Source organism: Mycobacterium sp. SMC-8, from assembly GCF_025263565.1.
Lineage (GTDB): Bacteria > Actinomycetota > Actinomycetes > Mycobacteriales > Mycobacteriaceae > Mycobacterium.
Genome location: NZ_CP079865.1, coordinates 3,299,680 through 3,325,051, shown reverse-complemented (window position 1 = coordinate 3,325,051; position 25,372 = coordinate 3,299,680). Strand labels below are relative to the sequence as shown.

General features: G+C 64.3%; 18 protein-coding genes and 4 pseudogenes. 15 read left to right on the top strand and 7 right to left on the bottom strand.

Annotated elements, in window-relative coordinates; all coding sequences use genetic code 11:
• The first annotated feature begins 80 nt into the window (after positions 1-80).
• Positions 81-1,583, top strand: a complete 1,503-nt coding sequence (locus KXD97_RS16115; RefSeq protein WP_260751028.1) for a CoA-acylating methylmalonate-semialdehyde dehydrogenase — start codon at positions 81-83, stop codon at positions 1,581-1,583.
• A gap of 121 nt (positions 1,584-1,704) precedes the next feature.
• On the top strand, positions 1,705-3,099 hold the full coding sequence (locus KXD97_RS16110) for an aspartate aminotransferase family protein (RefSeq protein WP_260751027.1): 1,395 nt from the start codon (positions 1,705-1,707) through the stop codon (positions 3,097-3,099).
• A gap of 311 nt (positions 3,100-3,410) precedes the next feature.
• Here KXD97_RS16110 and KXD97_RS16105 read toward each other — a convergent pair whose 3' ends face one another.
• The 4 genes and pseudogenes from KXD97_RS16105 to KXD97_RS16090 all read right to left on the bottom strand — a co-directional run.
• Complete coding sequence (locus KXD97_RS16105; protein WP_260751026.1) at positions 3,411-4,460, bottom strand: substrate-binding domain-containing protein; 1,050 nt, start codon at positions 4,458-4,460, stop codon at positions 3,411-3,413.
• A gap of 67 nt (positions 4,461-4,527) precedes the next feature.
• Entirely contained in the window at positions 4,528-5,568 is a 1,041-nt protein-coding gene (locus tag KXD97_RS16100; RefSeq protein ID WP_260751025.1) for an ABC transporter permease, read from the bottom strand.
• Positions 5,565-7,133 (bottom strand): sugar ABC transporter ATP-binding protein, encoded by a 1,569-nt coding sequence (locus KXD97_RS16095; protein ID WP_260751024.1) that lies wholly within the window; start codon positions 7,131-7,133, stop codon positions 5,565-5,567. Before KXD97_RS16095 ends, KXD97_RS16100 begins: the two co-directional genes overlap by 4 nt.
• Positions 7,130-7,480, bottom strand: a pseudogene (locus KXD97_RS16090) (zinc-binding dehydrogenase); the annotation flags it as partial. The pseudogene KXD97_RS16090 and the gene KXD97_RS16095, both read right to left, overlap by 4 nt.
• A gap of 40 nt (positions 7,481-7,520) precedes the next feature.
• Here KXD97_RS16090 and KXD97_RS16085 point away from each other — a divergent pair.
• Positions 7,521-8,294: an SDR family oxidoreductase gene (locus tag KXD97_RS16085; RefSeq protein ID WP_260751023.1), complete on the top strand. Its 774-nt coding sequence runs from the start codon at positions 7,521-7,523 to the stop codon at positions 8,292-8,294.
• Positions 8,295-8,590: 296 nt separating this feature from the next.
• Here KXD97_RS16085 and KXD97_RS16075 read toward each other — a convergent pair whose 3' ends face one another.
• Entirely contained in the window at positions 8,591-10,201 is a 1,611-nt protein-coding gene (locus KXD97_RS16075) for an FAD-dependent oxidoreductase (RefSeq protein ID WP_260751022.1), read from the bottom strand.
• Between the two features lie 310 nt (positions 10,202-10,511).
• Between KXD97_RS16075 and KXD97_RS16070 the strand changes: the two genes are divergently transcribed.
• Positions 10,512-11,264: a TetR/AcrR family transcriptional regulator gene (locus KXD97_RS16070; protein ID WP_396884170.1), complete on the top strand. Its 753-nt coding sequence runs from the start codon at positions 10,512-10,514 to the stop codon at positions 11,262-11,264.
• A 208-nt stretch (positions 11,265-11,472) separates the two neighbouring features.
• Here the strand turns inward: KXD97_RS16070 and KXD97_RS16065 are convergent, their stop codons facing one another.
• On the bottom strand, positions 11,473-12,771 hold the full coding sequence (locus KXD97_RS16065; protein WP_260751019.1) for a cytochrome P450: 1,299 nt from the start codon (positions 12,769-12,771) through the stop codon (positions 11,473-11,475).
• On the bottom strand, positions 12,768-13,727 hold the full coding sequence (locus KXD97_RS16060; RefSeq protein WP_260751018.1) for an alpha/beta hydrolase: 960 nt from the start codon (positions 13,725-13,727) through the stop codon (positions 12,768-12,770). The genes KXD97_RS16065 and KXD97_RS16060 overlap by 4 nt, the downstream gene beginning before the upstream one ends.
• Positions 13,728-13,969: 242 nt before the next feature.
• Here KXD97_RS16060 and KXD97_RS16055 point away from each other — a divergent pair, with 242 nt between their 5' ends.
• The 11 genes and pseudogenes from KXD97_RS16055 to KXD97_RS16005 all read left to right on the top strand — a co-directional run bounded on the left by KXD97_RS16055 (position 13,970) and on the right by KXD97_RS16005 (position 24,952).
• On the top strand, positions 13,970-14,521 hold the full coding sequence (locus KXD97_RS16055) for a TetR/AcrR family transcriptional regulator (protein WP_260751017.1): 552 nt from the start codon (positions 13,970-13,972) through the stop codon (positions 14,519-14,521).
• 226 nt (positions 14,522-14,747) lie between these two features.
• A pseudogene (locus KXD97_RS16050) lies at positions 14,748-15,957 on the top strand (MCE family protein).
• Positions 15,954-16,979 carry an MCE family protein gene (locus KXD97_RS16045; protein WP_260751015.1) on the top strand — a complete coding sequence of 342 codons (1,026 nt, stop codon included), beginning with the start codon at positions 15,954-15,956 and terminating at the stop codon, positions 16,977-16,979. The pseudogene KXD97_RS16050 and the gene KXD97_RS16045 overlap by 4 nt, the downstream one beginning before the upstream one ends.
• Positions 16,979-18,073, top strand: coding sequence for an MCE family protein (locus KXD97_RS16040; RefSeq protein WP_260751014.1), 1,095 nt, complete (start codon positions 16,979-16,981; stop codon positions 18,071-18,073). Before KXD97_RS16045 ends, KXD97_RS16040 begins: the two co-directional genes overlap by 1 nt.
• Positions 18,070-19,437 carry an MCE family protein gene (locus tag KXD97_RS16035; protein ID WP_260751013.1) on the top strand — a complete coding sequence of 456 codons (1,368 nt, stop codon included), beginning with the start codon at positions 18,070-18,072 and terminating at the stop codon, positions 19,435-19,437. The genes KXD97_RS16040 and KXD97_RS16035 overlap by 4 nt, the downstream gene beginning before the upstream one ends.
• A 14-nt stretch (positions 19,438-19,451) precedes the next feature.
• Positions 19,452-20,629, top strand: a pseudogene (locus tag KXD97_RS16030) (MCE family protein).
• Positions 20,629-21,075, top strand: a pseudogene (locus KXD97_RS16025) (MlaD family protein); the annotation flags it as partial. The pseudogenes KXD97_RS16030 and KXD97_RS16025, both read left to right, overlap by 1 nt.
• Before the next feature lie 107 nt (positions 21,076-21,182).
• Positions 21,183-22,408 (top strand): IS3 family transposase gene (locus tag KXD97_RS16020; protein WP_260757937.1). Its coding sequence is split into 2 segments (ribosomal slippage): positions 21,183-21,414 and positions 21,414-22,408, totalling 1,227 coding nucleotides; the frame shifts between segments, so codons are not numbered across the junction.
• 244 nt (positions 22,409-22,652) lie between these two features.
• Positions 22,653-23,462, top strand: a complete 810-nt coding sequence (locus KXD97_RS16015; RefSeq protein ID WP_260757812.1) for a helix-turn-helix domain-containing protein — start codon at positions 22,653-22,655, stop codon at positions 23,460-23,462.
• Positions 23,463-23,468: 6 nt separating this feature from the next.
• A complete protein-coding gene (locus KXD97_RS16010; protein WP_260757811.1) occupies positions 23,469-23,651 on the top strand; it encodes a helix-turn-helix domain-containing protein in 183 nt (60 codons plus the stop codon).
• Positions 23,648-24,952 (top strand): site-specific integrase, encoded by a 1,305-nt coding sequence (locus KXD97_RS16005; protein WP_260757810.1) that lies wholly within the window; start codon positions 23,648-23,650, stop codon positions 24,950-24,952. The genes KXD97_RS16010 and KXD97_RS16005 overlap by 4 nt, the downstream gene beginning before the upstream one ends.
• Positions 24,953-25,372 lie beyond the last annotated feature (420 nt).

The window sequence follows — 25,372 nt, the reverse complement described above, 5'->3', positions numbered from 1 at the left end:
TACGCAGTGTAAGCGATCCCGCGGATATAGATACGACGTGTAAGGGTGCGAAGAGCCTCCGGAGGCCCACACTGGACACCATGACGACGACCATTGGGCATTGGGTTGATAACAAGATGTTTGCCGGCGAGTCCTCCGCGACGGCGCCGGTGACCAATCCGGCCACCGGTGTGGTGACCGGTCAGGTCGCGCTGGCCAGCGTCGCCGACGCCCAGCAGGTGATCGATGCGGCCGCCGCCGCGTTCCCGGCCTGGCGGGACACCTCGCTGGCCAAACGCACCCAGGTGCTGTTCGCCTTCCGGGAGCTGCTCAACGAGCGCAAGGGTGAACTGGCCGAGATCATCACCAGCGAGCACGGCAAGGTCGTCTCCGACGCCCTCGGCGAGGTCAGCCGCGGCCAGGAAGTCGTCGAGTTCGCCTGCGGCATCCCCCACCTGCTCAAGGGCGGCTACACCGAGAACGCCTCGACCAACGTCGACGTGCACTCCATCCGCCAACCCCTGGGCCCGGTCGCGATCATCTCCCCGTTCAACTTCCCCGCCATGGTGCCGATGTGGTTCTTCCCGATCGCCATCGCCGCCGGCAACACCGTGGTCCTCAAACCCAGCGAGAAAGACCCCAGCGCCGCGCTGTGGCTGGCCGAGCTGTGGAAACAAGCCGGCCTGCCCGCCGGGGTGTTCAACGTCCTGCAAGGCGACAAGACCGCCGTCGACGAACTGCTCACCAACCCCAAAATCAAATCTGTGAGCTTTGTCGGGTCCACCCCGATCGCCCAGTACGTCTACGCCACCGGCACCGCCGCCGGCAAGCGCGTCCAGGCCCTGGGCGGAGCCAAAAACCACGCCGTGATCCTGCCCGACGCCGACCTGGATCTGGCCGCCGACGCGATGGTCAACGCCGGCTTCGGCTCCGCCGGCGAACGCTGCATGGCCATCTCCGCCTGCGTGGCCGTCGGCCCCATCGCCGACGACCTGGTCGCCAAGATCACCGAACGCACCACCGGGCTCAAGATCGGCGACGGCACCCGCAACACCGACATGGGTCCGCTGGTCACCAAGGCCCACCGCGACAAAGTCGCCTCCTACATCGACGCCGGCGAAGCCGCCGGCGCCAAAGTCGTCGTCGACGGCCGCACCGTCCAGGCCGACGGTGATCAGGACGGGTTCTGGCTGGGCCCCACCCTGCTCGACAACGTCACCCCCGACATGAGCGTCTACACCGACGAGATCTTCGGCCCCGTCCTGTCGGTCGTGCGGGTGGACACCTACGACCAGGCCCTGGACCTGATCAACACCAACCCCTACGGCAACGGCACCGCGATCTTCACCAACGACGGCGGCGCAGCCCGACGCTTCCAAAACGAGGTCGAAGTCGGCATGGTCGGCATCAACGTGCCCATCCCCGTTCCCATGGCCTACTACAGCTTCGGCGGCTGGAAAGCCTCCCTGTTCGGCGACAGCCACGCCCACGGCACCGACGGCATCCAATTCTTCACCCGCCAAAAAGCCATCACCACCCGCTGGCTCGACCCCAGCTCGCGCTCCGGGGGCAGCATTGACCTCGGCTTCCCCGAAAACAGCTAACCCCCCCACCCCCACAGTCCGCGAGCGTGCGTGTCCGCAACCGACACGCCGCCCGCAGACCCAACTTCACGCACCCTCGCGCCGACGGCTTTCCACCTCCCCTGTTGCCAAAGGATCGATTGTGACCATCACTGAACAGCCCACCGACCTCACCTCGCTGCCCACCGGCGAGGACATCGATGCGGCCATCGCCCGCGGGCAGCGCGCCTACGAACTGGACCGCAAGCACGTGTTCCATTCGTGGTCGGCGCAGGCGCAGATCAACCCGATGACGGTGCTGGCCGCGCAGGGTTCCTACGTCTGGGACGGCGACGGCAACAAGCTGCTGGACTTCTCGTCGCAGCTGGTGAACACCAACATCGGCCATCAGCACCCGAAAGTCGTTGCCGCCATTGCCGAGCAGGCCGCGAAGCTGTGCACGATCGCCCCTCAGCACGTCAACGACGCGCGATCGGAAGCGGCCCGACTGGTCGCCGAGCGCACCCCGGGTGACCTGAACCGGATCTTCTTCACCAACGGCGGCGCGGACGCCGTCGAGCACGCGGTGCGGATGGCCCGGCTGCACACCGGCCGCTACAAGGTGCTCTCGCGCTACCGCTCCTATCACGGTGGCACCGAGACCGCGATCAACCTCACCGGTGACCCCCGCCGCTGGCCCAACGACCACGGCAACGCCGGGATCGTGCACTTCAACGGCCCGTTCCTGTACCGGTCGACGTTCCACGCCGAGACCGAGGAGCAGGAAAGCCAGCGCGCGCTGGAGTATCTCGACCGGTTGATCCAGATGGAAGGACCGTCGACGATCGCGGCGATCATCCTGGAGTCGGTTCCGGGCACCGCGGGCATCATGGTGCCCCCGCCCGGCTACATGGCCGGGGTCCGCGACATCTGTGACCGCTACGGCATCGTGTTCATCGCCGACGAGGTGATGGCCGGCTTCGGCCGTACCGGAACGTGGTTCGCCATCGAGAACTTCGACGTCGTGCCCGATCTGATCACCTTCGCCAAGGGCGTCACCTCCGGTTACATCCCGCTCGGCGGCGTCGCGATCAACGATGCGATCTACTCGACCTTCGCCGACCGGGCTTATCCGGGTGGCCTGACCTACTCCGGCCATCCGCTGGCGACCGCCTGCGCGGTCGCGACGATCAACGCGATGGAAGACGAAGGCATGGTGGCCAACGCTGCCCGCATCGGCGAGCAGGTGCTCGGACCGGGTCTGCGCGATCTCGCCGCCCGGCACCGCTCGGTCGGCGAAGTCCGCGGCCTCGGGGTCTTCTGGGCGATCGAGCTGGTCGCCGACCAGGCGACCCGCGAGCCGCTCGCTCCCTACGGCGGGTCCAGCCCGGCGATGGCGGCGGTGCTGGCGGCGTGCAAGTCGGGCGGCATGCTGCCGTTCGCGAACTTCAACCGCATCCATGCCGTGCCGCCGTGCAATGTCACCGACGACGAAGTGGCCGAAGGACTTCGGATCCTGGACGCCGCGCTGACCGTCGCCGACGAGTATGCCGTCTGAGTCACCCGTCCCGCACCTGACGTATTGGTGATCGCCCTTCCTCCACCCGTTGCCCGGGTGGCGGAGGGGCGATCTGCGTATCCGAGGACGTCAACCGGCACACAGGTATCCGCGTTCGACGATGGGCGCTGACGAGGGCCTGTCGGTGCCTCCCCTTGAACACTGCGACGAATTGATGTCGCCCAACCTGATCCGAGCGGTGACCGACGCGGACTGAGTGGCATCGACACGACGTGTGAGCGCGGTGTCCTCCAACGACAACGAGGACCGGCCACCGATGGTGGGCCGGTCCTCGTCGCGGATGGCTGCGATCAGGGCTGCGTCTGCCCCGGAATCCCCTCGTAGGCGATATCGCCGGTCTCCAGGTTCTTCTTGATCAGCTCGGACAACCCGTCGAGGAACTGCTGCCGCTCGGTCACCACGTGCTGGATCGCGACGTCGACGTTGTCCTTGGTGATGGCGGGCATGATGTACACCGGCTCGGTGTTGACTTCCTCGCCCTTCGCCAGCGCGTTGGCCACGGCAAGGCCGGCCGCCAGTTCGACGGTGCCGTTCTGCAGCGACGTCCCGATGAACTCACCGCTCTTGACGGCGTTGAGGCCGTCCTCGATGCCGTCGATACCCACGATCGGCGCGCCGGTGCGGCCGGACTCCTTGAGCGCCTGCAGCGCTCCCAGACCCATGTCGTCGTTCTCGGCGACCACACCGTCGATCTGGTTGCCGAAGCCGGAGATCCAGTTCTTCATCTTGTTGACGGCCTCATCGCGCTTCCAGTTCGCGGTGTCCATGGCCAGCACCTTGATATCCGGGTAGTTGGCCAGCACGTTGTTGATGCCCTTGGTGCGATCGATCTCACCGGACTGTCCCACCGGTCCCTGCAGGATCACGATGTTGCCGCGACCACCGAGCGCATCGGCCATCATCTGCATTTCCTGCTCACCGGCGGCCACATCGTCGGGCTGCACGTTACCGGCGACGTCCGGGCTGTTCAGCGCCGCGTTCACCGGCACCAACGGAATGCCCTTCTCCTTGGCGGTGGCCACCTGCGGGCCCAACGAATCCGCCTGCACCGGAACGACGATGATCGCGTCGACACCCTGGTTGATCATCGAGTCGACCTGGTTGGCCTGGGTGGAGACGTCCAGATTGGCCGAGTTCCAGATCAGTTCGATGTTGTTGTCCTTGGCGTAGGCCTCCATGCCTTCCTTGCCCGCGGTGATGAACGAACTCATGTCGTACACCGAGACACCGATGCGGGTGGTGTCATTGTTGGCCGTCGTGTCACCCGCGCCGCAGGCGGTCAGGCCGAGGCCGAGGGCGCCCACCGAGGCGATCGCCGCGATTCTGGTGGTCAGTCTCATGTCATTCTCTCTTTTCGATTGCAGTGATTCGAGGTTGAAAGGCCCTGCGACGGTCAGTGTTCGGTAGTCAGGTTCGCCTCCTGGATGACCACACGTCGACCGCGACCGCGGCGACGATCAACACGCCTTTGATGACGTCCTGCCAGTAGGCGGGGACCACGAGGATGTCGAGACCGTTGTTCAGCGTCATGATCATGAACAGCCCGAGCGTCGTGCCCCAGATACTGCCGCGACCACCCATCAGGCTGGCACCACCGATCACCACGGCGGCGATGGCGTCGAGTTCGTAACCGTGTCCGAGGTTGGGCGGTCCCGAGATGACGCGCGAAGCCAGCATCACGCCGGAGAGCCCGGCCAGCAGACCCGAGAACGCATACACGCTGAACAGCACGTTCTTGGCGTTGATGCCGGCGAGTTCGGCGGCGTTGCGGTTGCCGCCGACGGCGTACACCCGCATGCCGTAGGACGTGCGTTTCATGATGATGGCGAGCGAGACGATGCCGATGATCATCAGCAGCACCGGGATCTGCAGGCCCAGGATCTTGGTGTTCGCGATCGAGCCGAATTCGGCTGGCAGGCCGTTGATCGGTGCGCCGCCGCCGATGACGTAGGCCACGCCGGAGCCGGCCGTCAAGGTGCCCAGCGTCGCGATGAACGGTGGCACGTTGATGCGCGACACCAGAACTCCGTTGATGCAGCCAAATGCCAGACCGACGGCCATCGCCACCGTGACCGTCATCCAGACCTGCCCGGGGTTCGCCTTGGCCGTCGCCGCACCAGCCATCGCCGACACCGCGATCACGCTGCCCACCGACAGGTCGATGCCGCCGGTGAGGATCACCAGCGTCTGGCCCAGTGCGATCAACGCGAAGGGAGCGGCCGCGACCAGGATGGTCACGAGATTCTCGGGTGTCGCGAAACGCGCGCTGCGGTAGCTGAAGTAAGCGATCACCAGCAGCACCACGATCACCATCGAGTAGCGCAATGCAACGCCCGAGAACCATTGCCGCGAGAAGAGTTTCACCGGCTCGCCGGTGACCGGCGACGCCACCGTCGGGGCCTTGGACGGCCCGGGGGGCTGCTGGTCTGCGTCGACGTCGGTCGTCATGGTGCCTCCTGCTGCGTCGTGGTCTTGGTTCCGCCGTCCAGTGCCGTCGCCAGGCGGAACACCGATTCCTGCACTTCGGGATGATCGAGGGCATCACGGTCGAGCTCGCCGACCAGGGCGCCGCCCCGCATGACGAAGGCCCGGTGTGACAGGCCCACGATCTCGGGCATATCCGACGACGCCATCAGCACCGCCATCCCCTGGGCAGCGAATTCGGTTACTATACGGTAAATCTCACTGCGCGCACCGACGTCGACTCCTCGAGTGGGCTCATCCAGCAGCAGCACGTTCACATCGCCGGTGAGCCAGCGCGCGAGCACCACCTTCTGCTGGTTGCCGCCGGACAGCGTGCCGACCTCCTGTCCGAGCCCGCGGCTGCGCAGCCCCACCGACGACATCACATCCGACACCGCCTTGGTGCGGGCTTTACCGCGCAACCAGCCCGCAAGGGAGAACGACGACAACCGCGGCAAAGTCCCGTTGTCCAGCACGCTCATCGACAGCACGGCACCGGAGAGCTTGCGGTCTTCGGGCACGATGGCCATACCGGCGGTGATCGCCGCGGCGGGATGATTGCGTTTGACCACCTTGCCCCGCACGGTGATCACACCCGCAGTGCTGGTGCGGGCACCGAAGATCGCTTCCAGCAGTTCGGTTCGTCCGGCTCCGACAAGGCCTGCCAGCCCGACGATCTCACCCGCCTTCACCGTGAATGAGACGGGCCCGGTAGCACCTTCGACCTGAAGATCGCGCACCTCCAGTACCGGCTCGGTGCCCGGGGTCGGCCGGTCGGGGAACACCGCGTCGAGTTCCCGGCCGATCATCGCCGTGACGATCTCGTCGTCGGTGATGTCATCGATGCCCTTGTCGAGGATCAGCCCACCGTCACGCAGCACCACCACCCGGTCGGCGATGGCGCGGATCTCGGCCATCTTGTGGGTGGTGTAGACCATCGCGACGCCGTGCTCACGCAGGGTGCGCACCACTTTGTAGAGGCCTTCCACCTCGCGCTCGGAGATCGCCGATGTGGGTTCGTCGAGCATGACGACCCGGGCGCCGGTGCGGGCAGCCTTGACGATCTCGACGATCTGACGAAGGCCGACGGGCAGACTTCCCATCCGCGCCGACGGGTTGATCTCGAGGCCGAACACGCCCAGCGCGTCACGGGCCTCGTCGATCATCGCTCGCCGATTCAGGAATGGACCGATCTTGAGTTCCCTACCGACGTAGAGGTTCTCATAGACCGTCATGTCCTCGATCGAGGCCAATTCCTGCGGCACGATCGCCACCCCATGCCGGACCGCGTCCTTGGTGTTACCCGGGGTCAGGGTGGTTTCCCCCACCTGCACCACACCGTGATCGGCGGTGTACTGCCCGCTGATGATCTTCATCAGTGTCGACTTGCCGGCCCCGTTCTCACCGGCCAGCGCGGTGACGGTGCCGGGGTGCAGTTCCAGCTCGATACCTTTGAGCACCGGCACCCCACCGAAGCTCTTGTGAATGTCGGTGCAGCGCAACAGCGACTGCGTGACGGTACCCGATGCCGGGGCATGTGCAGCGTTCACGCGGGCACCACGATCGATTTGAGGCTGGCCGGATCGGAGTCGCTGTCGAGTGCGTCACCGACGTGCTCGAGGTCGTAGCGGCCTGTCACCATACCGTCCAGGTCGATGGCGCCACTGGCGACGAGATGAATTGCGGCGGGCCAAGTGTCGGTGTAACGGAACACCCCGGTCACGGTGATCTCATGGTTCGCGATGTGGCTGACCGGCAGCGCATATTCGTCGGCGCCCATGCCGACGAGCACCACGTGTCCGGCCGGCCCGACCGCCTTGATTCCGCTGACGACGGCGGCCGGCACGCCGGTGGCATCGACGAAGGCGTCGACCGGCTCGATCGCGGTGACGTCCACGATACCCCTGCCGATCATTCGACGAGGACAAGGACGACACATGACACCCAACACCGAACCGGTTGTGGACCTGGACTTTCCATTGAGCGACAAGGTTGCGGTGGTGACCGGCGGCGGCTCAGGCATCGGCGCGGCGATCGTCGCCGCATTCGCGGCGAAGGGCGCCCGGATAGCCGTCGTCGACCTCGACGGCGCGGCCGCCGCGGCACGGGCCGCCGAGGCCGGACCGGACAGTCGCGGATTCGCCTGCGACGTAGCCGATCCCACCTCCGTAACCGCCACGGTGAATTCCGTGGTCGACGCTTTCGGCCGCATCGACATTCTGGTCAACAGCGCCGGGGTCGTCATGCTCGCCCCCGCCGAAGATCTGCCGCTCGACGCCTGGGACAAGACCATCGACATCAACCTCAAGGGCACCTTCCTGATGTGTCAGGCCGCGGGCAGGCACATGCTCGCGGCGGGCCGCGGCGCGATCGTGAACACGGCGTCACAGGCGGCAACGGTCGCCCTTGATCAGCACGTCGCCTACTGCGCGTCGAAATTCGGTGTGGTCGGGGCGTCGAAGGTGCTGGCGGCCGAGTGGGGTCCCCGCGGCGTCCGCGTCAACACGATCTCACCGACAGTGGTGCTCACCGAACTCGGCCGCAAGGCCTGGGACGGACCGCGCGGCGACGAACTGAAGAAGCTCATCCCGATGGGCCGCTTCGCCTACCCCGACGAGATCGCGGCGGCCGCAGTGTATCTCGCCTCAGACGCGGCGGGCATGATCACCGGTGCCGACCTGCTCATCGACGGCGGCTACACCATCAAGTGAATTGACGGTGGGCGCACACCAGTCCAGTCGTGCGGCCGGAACCCCGCGCCGCCGCCAACTGCTCCCCCGTCCCCGCACGAACGCCATATGGGCAGGAAGTGCAGCTGCTGCGGCTGTGTTAGCGAGGGTTTCAAGATCGGCGATGACTACTTCCCTGCCAAAGCCGTTCAACCGGTGAACCGTGGCGGATACGACGAGGCCGAAGCCGACGGTATCAAGCACCGCTTCCGATATGAACAAGGATTCGGCGCGAACGCACCGCGGGCGTCCCGTGCATGGAGTTCGCCGCCGGTGTTCTACATGCGCTCGGCGGCAGCGTCAGTCATCTCTTTGACGGCTAGGAATTTGTTCCGCGGTCGCGTATACCGTTCGCCGCGAACACGTTCGGCCCGGTCGATCCGCTTCCATCCTTGCCAGTCAACGGGTTCTGCTCCGCGCTCCGCCATCAAGCTGTCGAGGGCGGTACGTTCTGGGCGGGGGGTATCCGGTAACACACCGGCGTTGAAGTCGGCGAGAAGCGCCGCGACGGTTTCGGCGGCGCACATCCGGTTTGAGCCGATGACTCCGCGTGGTCCGCGCTTGATCCATCCCGTGACGTAGACGCCCGGCAACGGAGCGCCGGCATCGTCCACGACGCGGCCGCCATCATTGGGCACGGTCGCTGTCGCGGCGTCGAACGGCAGGTTCGGAATCGGCCTGCCGGAGTATCCGATCGAGTGGAGCACCAGACCAGCAGCGAGGTCGTCGGTGACGCCGTCGCGCGATACGCGGACGCCCTCTGCACGGCCACTGCCCAGGACTTCGAGTGGGGTGGAGTGGAAACGGAAGACGATGGTCTTGTTACCGGGATGGTTGGGCGTCTCTGCATATTCGCGGCAGAGTTGCAGTTTGGTTTTGGTAATCATGTCGTCGCCATCTGAGGGATCCAAACTTGAGGGCGCACAGTCGATAGCGACGTCTACGCCGTCGAGGTGCGCGAGAGCGAGAAACTCGCCGACGGAGAATGCTGCATCGCGTGGGCCGCGCCGGCCGATGATGACGACTTCCTCGATACCGGACTGTGCGACGGCGTTGAAGGCATGCTCGGCGATATCGGTGGCGGCGAGGTGTTGCCGGTCGGCGAGCAGTACTCGTGCCATGTCAAGTGCGACGTTGCCGTTGCCGAGGATGACCGCACGCGAAGATTCGAGGTCGAATTGATGGTCAGCGTGATCGGGGTGGCCGTTGTACCAGCCGACGAAATTTGCCGCAGGGTGACTACCAGTCATGTCCGCGCCAGGTATGGCCAACGTCCTGCCCGAGGAGGCTCCAACAGCGTAGATCACGGCGTGGTGGTGTTGGAGCAATTCGTCATGACTAATGTGCTGGCCCACTTCGACATTGAAGTAGCATTGCGCGCGCGTCGATGCTAGGGCTCGATCGAAGAGGCCGACGACGGCCTTGGTGGCCTGGTGATCCGGGGCGACTCCGGCGCGGATGAGACCAAAAGGTGTGGGTAAACGCTCGAACATCGAGATTTCTACCCCGTCCACGGCGATGAGGTCGGCCGCGGCATAGCAGGCGGCCGGCCCCGTGCCCACGATCGCTACGCGAAGCGCTCCCGCAGCGACCGGGCTGTGCTGCTGCTCCACCCAGGGACCGTCAGTCTCTTCCTGATGTTGCTCGAAGTAGGCCGCATTGATGTCGGCGAAACGCGCCTGGCTGGGCGGCAGGTCGTCGACATAGTCGATGGCGCCGACAGGACACTCCTCCATGCACGCCCCGCAGTCGATGCATGCCTCTGGATCGATGTACAGCATCTCCGCGGCCGCCAGCGCTGCGCCCCCCGTGGGGCGGATGCAGTCGACCGGACACACGGGAACGCAACTGGCGTCCTTGCAGCAGTTCTGCGTGATCACGTACGCCACGGCGTGCTCCTGTCTTTCCTAGGACTGAATGCGCCTGCTGGCTTCGTCACCGGGTGTCGGCCAACCCCCAATGCCAGGCTGACCACTACTTGCGACGCCATAACTGGACACTTGTCTAGTGTAATAGGGTCTGTGATAGCTTTGCAAAAGAGGCTCGTGGCGCTGCTTCATCGCAGCTAGAGGGCTATGGTTGCCACCTTCGAGCTCACAGAACCAGCCAGCAGTCGAGATCAGCGATGACCGTACACACCCAAACAAATAGACAGGTGTCCAATGCAGCTCAGGGCGGTTCAATCGAAGGGAGCCGACGTTGGCTTCCCCTAGCGAGTTCCCCGGCCCCTGTAATCATGGCGATTGGCTGGGAAGTTCCAACCCCGCTGACGGTCAAGGTGCGGCTCTGCCCGAAGAGGCCTTGACCACCGACAGTCAGCGCACGCGACGATCACGGATTCTGGACGCCGCGGTCGAGATCGCGAGACGCGGTGGATACGACCGTGTGCACATGCGCGACATTGCCGAAGGGGCAGACGTCTCGCTCGCCACGGTCTATCAATACTTCCCGTCGAAAGTGCATTTGTTGACCATCGCGTTGTCGCGGGAGCTGCTGCGCTTCGACTCTTTTCTCCTCGATGACTTGCAGGGCGTCGAAGACCCCTTCGCGCGGTTGAGGCTTGTTGTATGGCGCCTCATCAACGGCATGGAGGAGTCCGACCGGGTGACCGAGGCACTGGCTCACGCATACGTGGCTTCACACGCCGCGGCTGCAGCGGAAGCCGATACGGTGCGCCGCCAGACCACTGAGCTGTTCGCCCATCAGATAAGTCGTTGTTCGCACGCCGATTTCGTGCCGATGAGCGTCACCGCCGAAGTGCTCGCCGATGTCTGGACCTCAGAGATTCTCGGCCTGGTGCAGGGACCCAGGACCTACGCGGACATACGCCGCCGCCTGAGCACAGTCATCGACCTGGTCGCCCGAGGGCGCAGCGCCGGTGCACACCAAGCAACCCCGATGGGCTTCGCCGACAGCGCCGCACCAATCGAGAGCAACGGTTCACATGACTGAGATGACAGCCGGCTTCGACACCAACGGGTACCTGGAGGCAATGCTGGGCGGATACCGCGCCCGTGTCGCCCCGGTCAATGTGAACCATCGCTACGTCGGCGCCCAATCTGTTCCCGAATCGACGGCAGCTTCGCGACGGGGGCCCCGCCCGAGGGGATGTGCAGCGCTGGCTCATCCTCACCCGAGCCGCCTGTACCCGGCGACCTCGTCAGTCGGTGTGGAAGATGACCGGAAGGTGTGTGGGGCCGCGAAGTGAACTGTTCGTCGACCAGGACGTGGGTCCGGCCGGCGAGATTCGGCTGACGCGGTTGACAAGCTCGCGCAACACGGCGTGGGCTTCCATGCGCGCGAGTGGAGCGCCGAGGCACATGTGGGCACCGTAGCCGAACGCCACGTGCATGCGGGGGTTGCGATCCACGCGATAGGTGTCGGGGTCGTCGAATACGAGGGGGTCGCGGTTGGCGGCTCCAAACGACAGCAGCACTCGTGAGCCGGACGGAATGGTTACCTCCCCCACCTCATACGGCGCCCGGGTGTAGCGGTAGAGGTTTTGAATGGGGCTGGTGTAGCGCAGCTGCTCCTCGATGGCCATGGGAATGAGCTCAGGTTGAGCGCGAATCCTGCTGTACTGATCGGGCTCTCGCGCCAGTGTGTCGATGAGGCCGCCGATCAGATTGGTGGTGGTCTCGTTGCCGGCAATGAGCAGCAGAATCGCGATGTAAAACAGTTGATCGTCGGTAAGGCTGCCGTCGGTGCTGTGCTCGAGCAGCCGCCCGAGGACGGTGTTCGATCCTTTGAGGTCGCCGGTGGCGAGGTGGTCGAGGAAGTAGCGGCGCAAAGCGGCGGCGGCACGAAGGGATCGGCCGGTGTTGAGGACACCTTTGATGGTGGGTGTGAAGTCGATCAGGCGCACGCTGTCTTCTGACCACCTGCGGAAGTCGCTGATGTCAGTGTCGGGGATGCCGAGGATGGCCGCGATCACGCGCAGGGGCATCGGAATCGCCAGTTGGGCTACCGCATCGCTTCCGGGCTGGGCGATCATTGTGTCGACGAGTTCGACAGCGAGCTCGTCGATGATGGTGCGCCAGCTGTCAAGAGCCTTCTTGGTGAAGGCCGGTTGAACCTGTTTGCGCAGACGGCTGTGCTGTTCACCGTCGGTGACGACGACGAGATCGGCGGCCATCCGGACTCTGGTGACGCCGACGCTGCTGGTCACCTGGTCGGTGTCGCGGAGGGCGGCGCGCACATCGTCGAGGCGGTGAAGTATCCAGGTGTGACGGCGCGGGCTGTAGTGCACCCGGCCGCCGCGGTGCAGCGCAGCGTAGGCCGTGAATGGCTGGGCCGCTGTGTGGGGGTCGAGCGGGTCGTAGTCGGTGTTGACCGCGCCGCACCATGCGCTGTAGCCGCGGCGTCGTTGTCTGATCGCGGCGGCGAGGTTGAGTTGGATTGCCGAGGTCAAGGGTTTGAGCATCGAGGTGGCGCCTTGTGCTGGGTTCGTCAGCGTCATGACGCGCGACCTTTCGACGATATGGATGGGGCACCGGAATCTGCGCTCTGCGGGCCGGCAGCGCGGAAGGCGTGGTCGAGAGCGAGACACTGCCGAGCGAAGAACGACTGAGCCACAGACGTTTTGGGGGCAATTGCGTCGAAGCCGTGAAACGCTCCGCTGATCACCTCAAGCGCAGCGGTGACGCCGGCGGCGCGCAATCGCTGTGCGTAGGCGACGCATTCTTCGTAGAAGAGATCCAACGACCCGACTCCGATCCACGCGGGCGCGACGCCGGCGAGATCCTCGTGACGGGCGGGTACCGCTTCGGCGGGGTCAGCCCCGGCGAGGTACGCGCGCCAGGAGAATCGGTTCGACGTCTGATTCCAGAAGCGGTACCGCGAGGCGAGAGGGTGCGGCGCGGCAGAGGAGCGGTCATCGAGCATCGGATAGGCGAGCAGTTGCAGTACCGGAGCGGAATCGTCGTGGTCGCGGAGACGGAGCGCAAGCGCGGCAGCCAATCCCGCTCCCGCGCTGAGACCACCGATCGCAATACGCTCCGGGTCAACGTCGGGAAGATGGGCAAGGCGATTCCACGCGGCGTGGCAGTCGATTACTGCGGCGGGGTAGGGATGTTCCGGTGCGAGGCGATAGTCGACCGAGGCCACCGTGATGCCCAACGCGTCGGCAAATGACCGGCAGAGCCGGTCGTCGAGATCGGCGCGGCCCATCACGTACCCGCCCCCGTGCATCCACAACAGTGCTGGGGCAGGCACGTCGTTGGCACTTCGGTAGATACGCATGGTGGCGGCGGCGTCCAGTCGCTCGATGCTGACACCGTCCCCGCGTGGCCTCCGCATAATCGTCAGTCGACGCATGATCTTGAGGGCTACGGTGTTGGGGATCGTGCCTCTCGGCGCCACGCGCGCAACGCCGCGCAGTTCCGGATGGATGACCCCCCGGTCGTCCTTCGTCACATCCGTCGAACGCCGAGACGGGGTCGCAATGCACAATCACACATACCGTCAGGCTGCGGGGTATAACGCTGCTGCGTCAATAAGCGAGGACCAGGATGAGAATGCCGTGTCCGACAGTCGGGGAGGGCCCGCTTCTCTTGGCAGCCACCCGAACTCGCGTTATTGTGAGAATTTCTGTGCTGAAGTTCTCACGTCGATAATTCAATGATCGGTGTGATCGTTCGCAGAAGGAGTCCGGTGACATGGTCCGGCAAGACTGGCTGGTCGGTACGGATCGCCGAGCGGAAGCCGTCGAACGAATCCACGCGGCCGCCGCAGAACTGATCTCGCGACACGGGTTCGAGGCTTTCAGCATCGATGCGCTCGCGGCCAAGGTGCACTGTTCACCGGCAACGATTTATCGCAATGTCGGTGGCAAGTCGGTCATCATGGAAGGCGTGGTGCGCCGTATGTCGGTGCGCATCGTCGAACGGGTGAAGACGGCAATCGACGGTCTGGAGGGAGCGGAGCGCGTCGAGAAGGCCATCCTCGTCGCGCTGGACCATATCCGCGCCGAACCGCTGGGCCCTCTGATCATGGGCACTATCCGGCCCCACCACGACACCGGATGGCTGACATCATCTCCGCTGGTCGTGGCACTCGCCGAAGAGATGATCGGTCGGAGCGACCCGATCGCGGCGCAGTGGCTCCTTCGTGCCACGCTCGCGCTGTGGTACTGGCCGGTCAAGAACCGCGACGACGAGCACGCCATCGTCGCGCGATTCATCGTTCCCTGCTTCGCCGCAGCGGAGTAATGGTTGGGTCCGGCTCATCGCTTTTTGCACGGTGAGACAAATGGAGGAGTTTTTCTCATCAATCCCGGCTGGTGGTCCCGGTGCGACCCTGTATCGCACATCGAAGGGGCGTCTTCAGGACTTGTCGACTTGCGCGAAGCGGATTGACCCCGTACCGCGGCGACTTCAAGCTGACCCTGTGTGCTCGACAGCGGTGTGCCTGCAACCTGTCGGCTCGGGCTGAGCAGTGGCCGCGCACCAGAGGTCTCGCAGACCGGGGCGGCTCCACGCCTCGGCAGTCAGACCGTTGACCGGGCTCATCTCCGTGCTGGCATTGGGCGTGGTGATCGCGTTGTGTGTCGGATTGTTTCGGGGCACGTTCACCGAAACAGTTCCGGTGACGGTGCTTTCGCCGCGCGCCGGCCTCGTGATGGATCCCGACGCCAAGGTCAAGATGCTCGGGGTGGAGGTGGGGCGCGTCGCGTCGATCAAGTCGAGCGCTCACGGCGACGCAGTACTTCAACTGGCGCTCGATCCCCGACAGCTGGCGACCATTCCGGACAATGTTGAGGTCGACATCGCCTCCACGACGGTCTTCGGCGCCAAATACGTTCAACTGATCCTTCCTGAAACTCCCTCGTCGCAACCACTGCGGCCGGGGCAGATCTTGGCCGCCCAACAGGTCACCGTCGAAATCAACACGCTGTTTCAGAGATTGACCTCGCTGCTGTCGTCCGTCGAGCCGGGAAAGCTCAACGCGACGCTGGCCGCAGTGTCCACCGCCCTCATTGGTCGCGGGGAACAGATCGGCCAGACCTTCGTGGACCTCGACACCCTGCTCGCACGCCTGGAACCGAGCCTGCCGACGCTTGAACACGAATTGTCAGTAGCGCCCTCAGTTGTCGGAGCCTACGCTGACGCAGCACCGGACCTCATGACGGTCGTGTCGACGACGACGCGAGTCGGCCGCACCCTGGTCGACCGGCAACGCGACCTCGACACCGTGCTCATGTCAGCAGTGGGTTTGGCCGATGTCGGTTCGGAGGTGGTGGGGGCCAATCAGCAGCCACTGACCGAGGTACTGGATTTGTTGGTGCCAACCACGGACCTGACGAATCGCTACCGCGAGGGAATCCATCCCGATCACTGAGAGCCCGCCGTCTCCGGTGCCCGGCGTGGTGGCCAGCCTGGGGTTCTCGTTCGGACTCGACCGCTACCGCTACCCGTCGAACCTGCCGAAGGTGGCTGCCACCGGCGGCCCCTACTGTGCCGATATCGGGCTGCCGGACATGCCGGCCGGATTCAAGCCGAAGTTCGTCCTCGGCGACATCGGCGCCAACCCCAATCAATACGGGAACCAGGGCATCATCCTGAATTCCGACGGGCTCAAGCAATTCCTGTTCGGACCACTGGACGGGCCCCCACGCAACACCGCTCAGATCGGGCAACCCGGATGACGCGATCGACAGGGACGCTGATCAAATTCGCGGCGTTTGCCACCGTCATGACGCTGCTCACCGCCGCGTTGTTCCTCGCCTTCAGCGAGTACCGCGGCGGTTCAGCCAACAGTTATTCAGCGGTGTTCACCGACTCGTCAAGCCTCAAAGAGGGCGATTCGGTCCGTGTGTCGGGCATCCGCGTGGGTGCGGTGTCGTCGATCTCGCTACAGCCCGACAAAACCGTCGTCGTGGAATTCGACGCCGACCGCGACGTGGTTCTGACCACGGCGACCAAAGTGGCGGTGCGTTATCTCAACCTCGTAGGTGACCGCTATCTGGAGCTTCTCGACTCCCCCGGACAGATGCAGATCCTTCCCCCGGGCGCCCAGATCCCGCGGGAGCGTACCGAACCCGCACTGGACCTCGATCTGCTCCTCGGTGGGCTCAAGCCGGTGATCCGCGGATTGAATCCGCAAGACGTCAACGCGTTGACTTCCTCGCTGATCCAGATCTTCCAAGGACAAGGCGGCACGCTCGAGTCCATCCTGTCGAAGACCTCATCCTTCTCAGAAACCATTGCCGACCGCCACGACGCCGTCGAGCGACTCATCGACAATCTCAACACCGTCGCCAAGGCGCTCGCCGACGACGGTCCTGCGTTCTCCGCGACGATCGACAAACTTCAGACGCTCGTCGCCGGCCTGGCCGCCGACCGCGACCCGATCGGTACGGCCATCGAAAAGCTGGATCGCGGCACCGCCTCGGTGGCTGACCTGCTCACCCATGCCCGGCCGCCGCTGAAGGGAACCGTCGACGAACTAAACCGTCTGGCACCGCTTCTCGACACGGACAAGGAACTGATCGACACAGCGCTTCAGAAGGCGCCCAACAATTACCGCAAGCTGGTGCGTCTGGGGGCATACGGCAGCTTCATCAACTACTACATCTGCGCGGTTCAGTTTCGGGCCAGTGACCTGCAGGGCCGCACCGTGGTCTTCCCGTGGATCAAGCAGGATACGGGGAGGTGCGCGGAGCCCTGATGCTGAAATACCGTGGAACGCAGCTCGTCCGCGCCGGGTTCATCGGTGTGGTGCTGGTGGTGTTGACGATCGCTGTGGGGCTCAACCCCGAACGTCTGCTCACCTGGGCCACCAGCGTGCGCTACCAGGCGCAGTTCACTCACGCCGGCGGGCTCGTTGCAGGCAATGAGGTCAAAATCTCCGGAGTCACGGTCGGGTCGGTGTCCGACATCGTGCTGCGGGACGGTGCAGCGCTCGTCACGTTCACCGTAAGGGGCAAGGTCGGTCTGGGCTCAGAAACCACCGCCCACATCCGCACCGGATCTCTCTTGGGCCAACGCGTCATGACCTTGGAGTCCAGCGGCACCTCGGCGCTGTCGCCCAACTCGGTCATTCCGGTGTCGCGCACCGGTTCTCCCTACTCGCTGACAGACGCCATCGGCGAGCTGACCAGCAACACCGCCGCTACTTATACGTCGACCCTCAACCAGTCACTGGACACCCTCTCGGCAACGCTTGACCAGATCGCTCCGCAGCTGGGACCCGCCTTCGACGCGATCGCGCGGCTGTCACGGTCGATCAACAGCCGCGACCAAACCCTCGCCGAGCTGCTGCGCCACACCAGCGCAGTCACCGATGTGCTGGCAGACCGCAGCCAAGCGCTCAATGCGCTCATCCTCAATGCCAACGATCTGGTTGGCGCCCTCACCGAGCGCCGTCAAGCCATCGTCGACCTGCTGGCCAACACCACCGCTGTGGCTCAACAAGTCTCAGGTCTGGTCGCCGACAACGAAGTTCAGCTAGCACCCACTCTGGAGAAGCTGAACTCGGTGGCAGCCATGCTGGAGAAGAATCGCGACAACATCGCCAAAGCGCTGCCGGGGCTGGCGAAGTATCAGGTGACACAGGGCGAAACCGTCGCCAACGGCTGGTACTACAACGCCTACATTCCCAACCTGGCGCTGCCCGAGGTGTTGCAGCCCTTCCTCGACTACGCGTTCGGATTCCGGCGCGGCACCGACCAGGGACAACCCCCCGACGACGCCGGTCCACGCGCAGAAATTCCGTTCCCCTACAACGGAATACCCCAGCCAGGAGACCTTTCGCCGCGATGAACCGACGACGACTGCTCACCCTCACCGCACTCGCGCTCGTAGCCGGCTTGGTCGGCGGCCCCGCCGTGCTCGTCCACCACACCTTCTTCGGCGCGCATACCCTCACCGCATACTTCACCAAAGCGATCGCCATCTACCCCGGTGACACCGTACAAGTCGCCGGTGTCACCGTTGGGCGCATCGACGCCATCGAGCCGGACGGAACCCGGACGAAGATGACGATGACCGTGGACCGCGACGTCCCGATTCCGGCCGACGCCCAGGCGATCATCGTCTCGCAGAACCTCGTCGCAGCACGTTATGTCGAGCTCACTCCGCCCTACGCTCCCGGAGACGGACCTCTGCTGCCCGACGGCGGGCAGATACCGATCAACCGCACCGCAGTGCCCGTGGAGTGGGACCAAGTCAAAGACCAACTGATGCGGCTGGCCACCGATCTGGGCCCCCGCGCCGACGCTCCACCGTCGATCTCGCGCTTCATCGACAGCGCCGCCACCGCACTGGAGGGCAACGGCCCCAAACTCCGCGAGGTCCTCACCCAACTCTCCGGCGTCACGCGGATACTCGCCGAAGGCAGCGGCAACATCGTCGACATCATCGCCAACCTGCAGACCTTCGTCACGGCACTGCGGGACAGCAACACTCAAATCGTGCAATTCCAAGACCGTTTCGCGACACTGACCAGTGTCCTGGACGAAAGCCGCTCCGACCTCGACGCCGCCGTCACCACCCTCTCCGAGGCCGTCACCGAAGTTCAGCGCTTCATCGCCGGCAGCCGCAACCAAACCTCCGAACAAGTTCAACGGCTGGCCAATGTCACCCAGAATCTCGTCGACCACCGCACCGATCTTGAGAACATTCTCCACGTCGCACCGAACGCCGTCGCCAACGCCTACAACATCTGGAACCCGGACTCCGGTGCCGTCAACGGCTCCTTCGTCTTCACCAACTTCTCCAACCCGGTGCAGTTCATCTGCGGGGCCATCGGCGCGGTGGAGAACACCACTGCCCCCGAGACCGCGAAACTGTGTGCCCAATACCTCGGCCCCGGCCTGGACCTGCTGAACTTCAACGGGCTGCCCTTCCCGGTCAACCCGTTCCTGGCGCCCTCCTACGCACCGGAAAACATGATCTACACCGATCCCAAACTCGCCCCCGGCGGTACCGGTCCCACCCCCACCGCGCCCGAACACCCACCGACCTTATCGGCCTATCCCCCGGCGAACCCCACCTCGCTCCCCGGATTACTGTTACCCGCCGCCTCACCCCCCCTCCCCCCGCCGGCACCTGCTCCCGCTGCGCCGTTGCTGCCTGCCGAAATCCCCGGCGCCGCAACACCCGTCGCCTCGGGAGCCGGAGGATGACCCTCCGCGGCCCCCTGGTGCGCGTGCTGACACCGGTCACCTTCGCCCTGACCGTTGCCGGCTGCGCTTTCGGTGGGGTGGACATCCCTGCCGCTTCCCGGAACACCCGGACGTGGACCCGACGCCGTCACCTACCACGTCGAAATCGGCAATGTCGGCACGCTGGAATCCAACGCGCCCGTCCTCGTCAACGACGTTGTCGTCGGAAGCGTCTCGACGATGCGCGTCAACAACTGGCACGCTGACGTCAAGGTCACGATCAACCCCGGCGTGGTCATCCCCGCCAACGCCGTCGCGACCGTCGGGCAGACGAGTCTGCTGGGCTCGATGCATCTGGCCCTCGATCCGCCCCCCCGGCGAGGTCCCGACCGGAAAACTGGCCCCCGGTACCACAATCGGCCTGAGTCGTGCATCGACGTACCCCTCGACCGAACAGACCCTCTCGGCCCTTTCTCTGCTGATCAATTCAGGCGGCCTCACCCAAATCGGCGACATCATCCACAACACCAACGCCATCCTCGACGGCCGCCAAACCCAGATCCGTGACGCGCTGACCCGCCTGGACACCTTCATCAGTGCCATGGATCGCCAACGCGACAACGTCGCGGCCACCATCGGCACACTCGACCGCCTCACCGGCATCCTCGCCGGCCAAACCGACACCATCACCGAGGCCCTGCGCGACATCCCGCCCGCCCTCGACGTCCTCGAGCAGGCACGTCCGCGCCTCACCGAGGCACTGACCAAGCTGGGCGCGTTCAGCGACGTGACCACGACGCTGATCAGCCAAAGCCAAGACGACCTCGTGACCAACCTGCGCAACCTGCAACCCACCCTGAAGGCCCTGGCCGACATCGGGCCCAAACTCGATGCCGCCCTGGCCCTGGCACCGACCTTTCCGTTCCCGCAGAACGTCATCGACCGCGGCGTACGCGGTGACTACCTCAACCTCTACGCTGTGGTCGACCTGACGTACCCCCGCCTCAAGCGCACCATCTTCCGTGGCACCCGCTTCGCCGACATCGACGCCGACCTCATTCCGGCCCCCGGGGATCCCTACTACCTCCAATACACCTACGACCCGCTCAACGCACCGCTGACCAAGACACTGCCCACCGGCGCCCCCGGATCCGGACAACCAGCGCCCACGGCCCCGCCAGTCCCCCCGGCGCCCTCGAATGGGGGCGGCTGATGTTGACCCGATTCGTTCGTATCCAGCTCGCGATCTTCACCCTCGCGTCGGTGGTCGGCATCGCGGTGATGGTGCTGAACTATCTCCAGCTGCCCACGCTGCTCGGCGTGGGTCGGATAACGGTGACCGTCGAGTTGCCCAACAGCGGTGGGCTCTACCGTTTCGCCAACGTCACCTATCGCGGCGTCAGCGTCGGCAAAGTCAGCGAGATAACTCTCGATCCGGGACCACCCCGGCACGCCAAAGCCGTTCTGTCGCTTGACGGCTCCACACAGATTCCGGCAGCACTGACCGCCGAGGTCCACAGCATCTCCGCCGTCGGTGAACAGTACGTCGACCTCGTCCCCCGCACCGACAACGGACCCTACCTGCGCGACGGCTCGACCATCGCGATGGCGAATACCACCGTCCCGCAACAGGTGGGCTCCGTCCTCGACCAGACCAGTGATCCGCCCCGGCGTGTCCGGAGAGTTCTTCTGTTGGGAAGGATGGGCACGTGGGAACGAAGTCATCGAAGCGGTATCCAGACGAGCTGAAGGCGCGAGCGGTGCAGATGGTGGCCGATCTGCGCAGCGACACGGTCTCGGAGTGGGAGGCGATGGGCCGGGTTGCTGATCTGCTGGGCGTCGGTACCGCCGAGACGGTGCGCAAATGGGTCCGCCAGGCCGAGATCGACGCCGGAGATCGGGCTGGGCAGACCAGCGAGGAATCCGAGGTCCTGCGCAAGCTGCGCCGGGAGAACGCCGAACTCAAGCGGGCCAACGCGATTTTGAAGGCGGCGTCGGTTTTCTTCGCTGCCGAGCTCGACCGGCCGTCTCAGTAGTCGTGGAGTTCATCAGCGCCCACCAGCACATGCGTGTGGGCGCTGATGGTCTCAAGTGGGGTGTCGAGTCGATGTGCGCCGTGCTCTCGGAGTTCGGCGTCGTGATCGCCCCGTCGACGTATTACGCCCACCGCGCCCGCCGTGGCCCCTCGAAGGCGGACTGGACTGATGCGCAGGTGATCGACGCCATCTGGCGGCTGCGCCGATCCAACAAGCTGTTCGCGGTTCTGGGTGCCCGTAAGACGTGGATTGTGTTGCGTACCAACGGACTCGATGTCTCACGGTGTGTTGTGGAGCGGGTCATGCGGGAGATGGGTTGGCGGGGTGCGTGCAAGCGCCGCCGGGTGCGCACCACCATTGCTGATCCGGCAGCAACGCGAGCTCCGGATCGGGTCGCGCGGCATTTCGTCGCCGGCGCGCCGGACCGTTTGTGGGTGGCCGATTTCACGTACTGCCGGACCCGTGCCGGCTGGGCCTACACAGCGTTCGTGACCGACGTCTACGCCCGCAAGATCGTAGGCTGGAAGGTGGCCACCGAGATGACCCAGAAGCTGGTGACCGATGCGATCAACCACGCCATAGATACCAGGAAGCGTTCTGGTGCAACATTTTTGGATGATCTGATCCATCACAGCGATGCGGGCTCTCAATATACGGCGGTAGCGTTCACTGAACACTTGGCCGCTGAAGGGATCCTGCCCTCAGTCGGATCGGTGGGCGATAGCTTCGACAACGCCTTGGCCGAATCGGTGAACAGCAGCTACAAGACCGAACTCATCGACCACCAGCCGCCGTATCCCGGTGCCGCCGACCTCTCGCTGGCAACCGCCGAATGGGTGGCTTTCTACAACCGGCAGCGACCGAATGGCTACTGCCAGGACCTGACTCCGGACCGGGCCGAAGCCCTCTATTACCATCGCCAACGGCACCCTCATACCGAGGAGGCACTCAGATAAGAGAACCTCCCGACATGCCGGGGTGGATCAGGATGAGGACAAGCGTCGAAATAGGAATGAAGTCGCCCAAGGTGGTGGACGCCGTTTCATCTGTTCAACTACGTTCCGGTTAACCGAGATTGCTACAGCTCGTGACAGCCGAGTGAGCTTGCACGACGTCCGTCCGAGCGTTCGCCTTGGGCCGTTCGAGAGAGTTTGGAAAGTGAATGATCGACGCAATGACGTTGGTAAGTGGGGGCGATAGATGAGTTGGAAAGCACTCAACTGGGCAATAAGTATCGAGGTCTCGACTCCGATCGAGCGTCTTATCCTCGTGCTGCTAGCGAACCGCGCAGACGAGAGCCTCTCCTGCTACCCGTCCCTCGGTACGCTCGTGTCGGAATCTCGTGCTGCGCGAAGCACGGTCCTAAAGGCGCTCAGCAAGCTGGAAGAGGCCGGGCTCGTTGTACGAGTTGCCCAGTACCACAAATCCGGAGCCAGACGCCCAAGTCATTACCATCTCAATCTTCCGGATGCGACGCACTCGCGCCCCAGTCTCGATGTCGGACTCCCCCAGTCCGCCAATGCGACCGGGCCCGTCCAATCTCCAGACCGGGAAGGTTCACCTCCCGGACCGCCGGAGGTCCAATTCACGGACCCCTTGAACCCTTCAAGAGAACCACCATCCGAACCATCATCGGCCTCCGTGCTGGAGTCTCTTCCCACGCCGTGGCAAATTAGCAGCAGCGAAGCGAGGAGACTGTCACCGGCAATCGAGGAGGCTTTTGCGGCGGGCTGGACATCGCAAACGTTGGTAGCCCACCTTTCATCCCGGCCTGAGGGAGTCCGTAATCCCGCTGCCGTTCTCGCGTCGCGTCTATCAGAGCTGCCAACCCCACCAACCTTTCCCATACGGCGAAAGACCCCGTGGTGCGGCGAGTGCGAAGACCCCGTGTCGCGCACGATCACAGTCACACAGTCAGACGGCACAGACGCAGCGGAGTTCTGCCCGCGATGCAGCCCTCAAAAACTGTCAGTGTCTACCGACAATTCGACCACGGGCGAGGGGAGGTGAATTCAAATGGAGTCAAACGTATTTGATCATCTGCCCCTGCTCCTCGCAGTCCCCCGTGCAGCCAAGATTCTGGGAATTAGTCGCGCTGCTGCTTACCGGCTCGCTGCATCTGGCGAGCTTCCAGTGCGCAGGCTGGGAGGACGCGTCTACATCGTCACTGCCGAGCTGCGTGAGTTGATCGCCTCGTGAAGGGAGCCGTCTATCAGCGAGGGCGGACATGGACATACCGTTTCCGAGCGCCTGAAAGAGATTCGTCCACCGGCGAATATCCCACGATCTCGAAGGGTGGATTTCCGACTGAGAAGGAAGCATGGAAGGCGTGTCGCGACGCCATGCGGGACGCCGATCAAGGTCGCGTCGTCCGCCCCTCTACCCGCACGGTTGCTCAATTCTTCGCAGAATGGTTCGTCGCCGTGGAGGCATCAATGGATGCCACAACGTGGCAGAACTGGAAGGACTACGCCAGAAGCTACGTTGTGCCGCACATCGGGGCAGAAAGGCTTCAGCAGCTCGATGAGCCACAGCTGCTGAAGCTGTACGCCAAACTCCTTACCGAAGGCCGGATCAAGCAAGACCGAAACTACGAGATGTATCGCTATTGGCTCAGCCATGCGGTCGACGGAGAATCGCCGGCGCCACGTGAAGTCGCTAATGCCTGTGGCACAACGATTCACGCCGCTCGTGCCGCTGTCCGTCGGTACAAATCAGGAATCGTACCAACAAGGGTGAATCCCGGACTAGCACCAAAGACCGTACGGAACATTCACTCCATGATCCACCGAGCGCTGGTCGATGCCGTCGCGTGGAAGTACAAGGCCGACAATCCAGCAGCGAATGTGAGGCCGCCGAAGCGTTCCCGGGCTCGGCGCACCATATGGAGCCCCGAGCACATACAGAAGTTCCTGCGGGCGGTAAGTCACGACCGCTTCGCCGCGCTCTTTCTACTAGAGCTCACCACCGGAATACGTCGTGGGCAAATCTGTGGCCTCAGATGGCACGACGTCGACCTGGACGCACGCGAGATTACCGTGCACGACAATCGAGTAGTCGTTGGCGGGCATGCGCGGGATAAGGCTGGCGGCAAGACCCGCAACGCAGATCAAACGATCGCGATAGACCGAGTTACCGCTGCGGCACTTGATAAGTGGCGTGAATTTCAGAACAAGGAACAGGCATTTTTCGGGACGGACTATCACCCCGGGAACTACGTCTTCACGTTCCAAGACGGCCGACCACCGCACCCCGACTCCATCCGTCAACGGTTCGACCGCTTGGCGGCCGGCGCCGGCCTCGAACGAATCACCTTCCACGATCTTCGGCACTCGTACGCGACCGCTGCTCTGAAGGCTGGCGTCAGCCCCAAGATCGTGAGCGAGCGCATTGGGCACGCAGACGTTGGATTCTTCCTGCAGACCTATGCGCATGTACTCACGAACGATGACCGAGAAGCCGCTGAGCAGGCGGCTGCGTTTCTGCTTGGGGACGGGTAACAACCGCCACTCGCCCTGGAATACGGGGCTGAAAACGTGCGAGACGCCGCGCCCGCGAGCTGCTGTGCGCGGGGTGCTGGAAGGTTCGAATCCTGCCGGGAGCATAGCCTCTACCAGCGGAAATATCCGAAATTCGGCACCGCTATCTATCCGCTACTTATCTCGTCGCCGCTGGCGGGCCAGCTCTCGATTGCTGCGACAGCAGACGCGGCAACCACCGTTGCAGGGGGCTGTATCGCGATGCGCTCTTAGTATCGGGCAGCAGCGCTCTTGGCTCCATACAGGAAAGTATCGAATCGTTTTTCGAGGTCAGAGTGCTGCGACGGCTTTCGGGCACTTCGCTCACACCACTCAGTCGGCTAACTTGGCTGCCAGTCGCCCGCCACAGAGTGCCGTGGGCGAGCCCTAGATCGGGTTGCG

Coding starts and splice junctions, on each gene's coding strand:
- KXD97_RS16115 (WP_260751028.1), top strand. CDS start 81: ATGACGACGACCATTGGGCATTGGGTTGATAACAAGATGTTTGCCGGC.
- KXD97_RS16105 (WP_260751026.1), bottom strand. CDS start 4,460: ATGAGACTGACCACCAGAATCGCGGCGATCGCCTCGGTGGGCGCCCTC.
- KXD97_RS16100 (WP_260751025.1), bottom strand. CDS start 5,568: ATGACGACCGACGTCGACGCAGACCAGCAGCCCCCCGGGCCGTCCAAG.
- KXD97_RS16085 (WP_260751023.1), top strand. CDS start 7,521: ATGACACCCAACACCGAACCGGTTGTGGACCTGGACTTTCCATTGAGC.
- KXD97_RS16065 (WP_260751019.1), bottom strand. CDS start 12,771: ATGACGCTGACGAACCCAGCACAAGGCGCCACCTCGATGCTCAAACCC.
- KXD97_RS16055 (WP_260751017.1), top strand. CDS start 13,970: ATGGTCCGGCAAGACTGGCTGGTCGGTACGGATCGCCGAGCGGAAGCC.
- KXD97_RS16045 (WP_260751015.1), top strand. CDS start 15,954: ATGACGCGATCGACAGGGACGCTGATCAAATTCGCGGCGTTTGCCACC.
- KXD97_RS16040 (WP_260751014.1), top strand. CDS start 16,979: ATGCTGAAATACCGTGGAACGCAGCTCGTCCGCGCCGGGTTCATCGGT.
- KXD97_RS16035 (WP_260751013.1), top strand. CDS start 18,070: ATGAACCGACGACGACTGCTCACCCTCACCGCACTCGCGCTCGTAGCC.
- KXD97_RS16015 (WP_260757812.1), top strand. CDS start 22,653: ATGAGTTGGAAAGCACTCAACTGGGCAATAAGTATCGAGGTCTCGACT.
- KXD97_RS16010 (WP_260757811.1), top strand. CDS start 23,469: ATGGAGTCAAACGTATTTGATCATCTGCCCCTGCTCCTCGCAGTCCCC.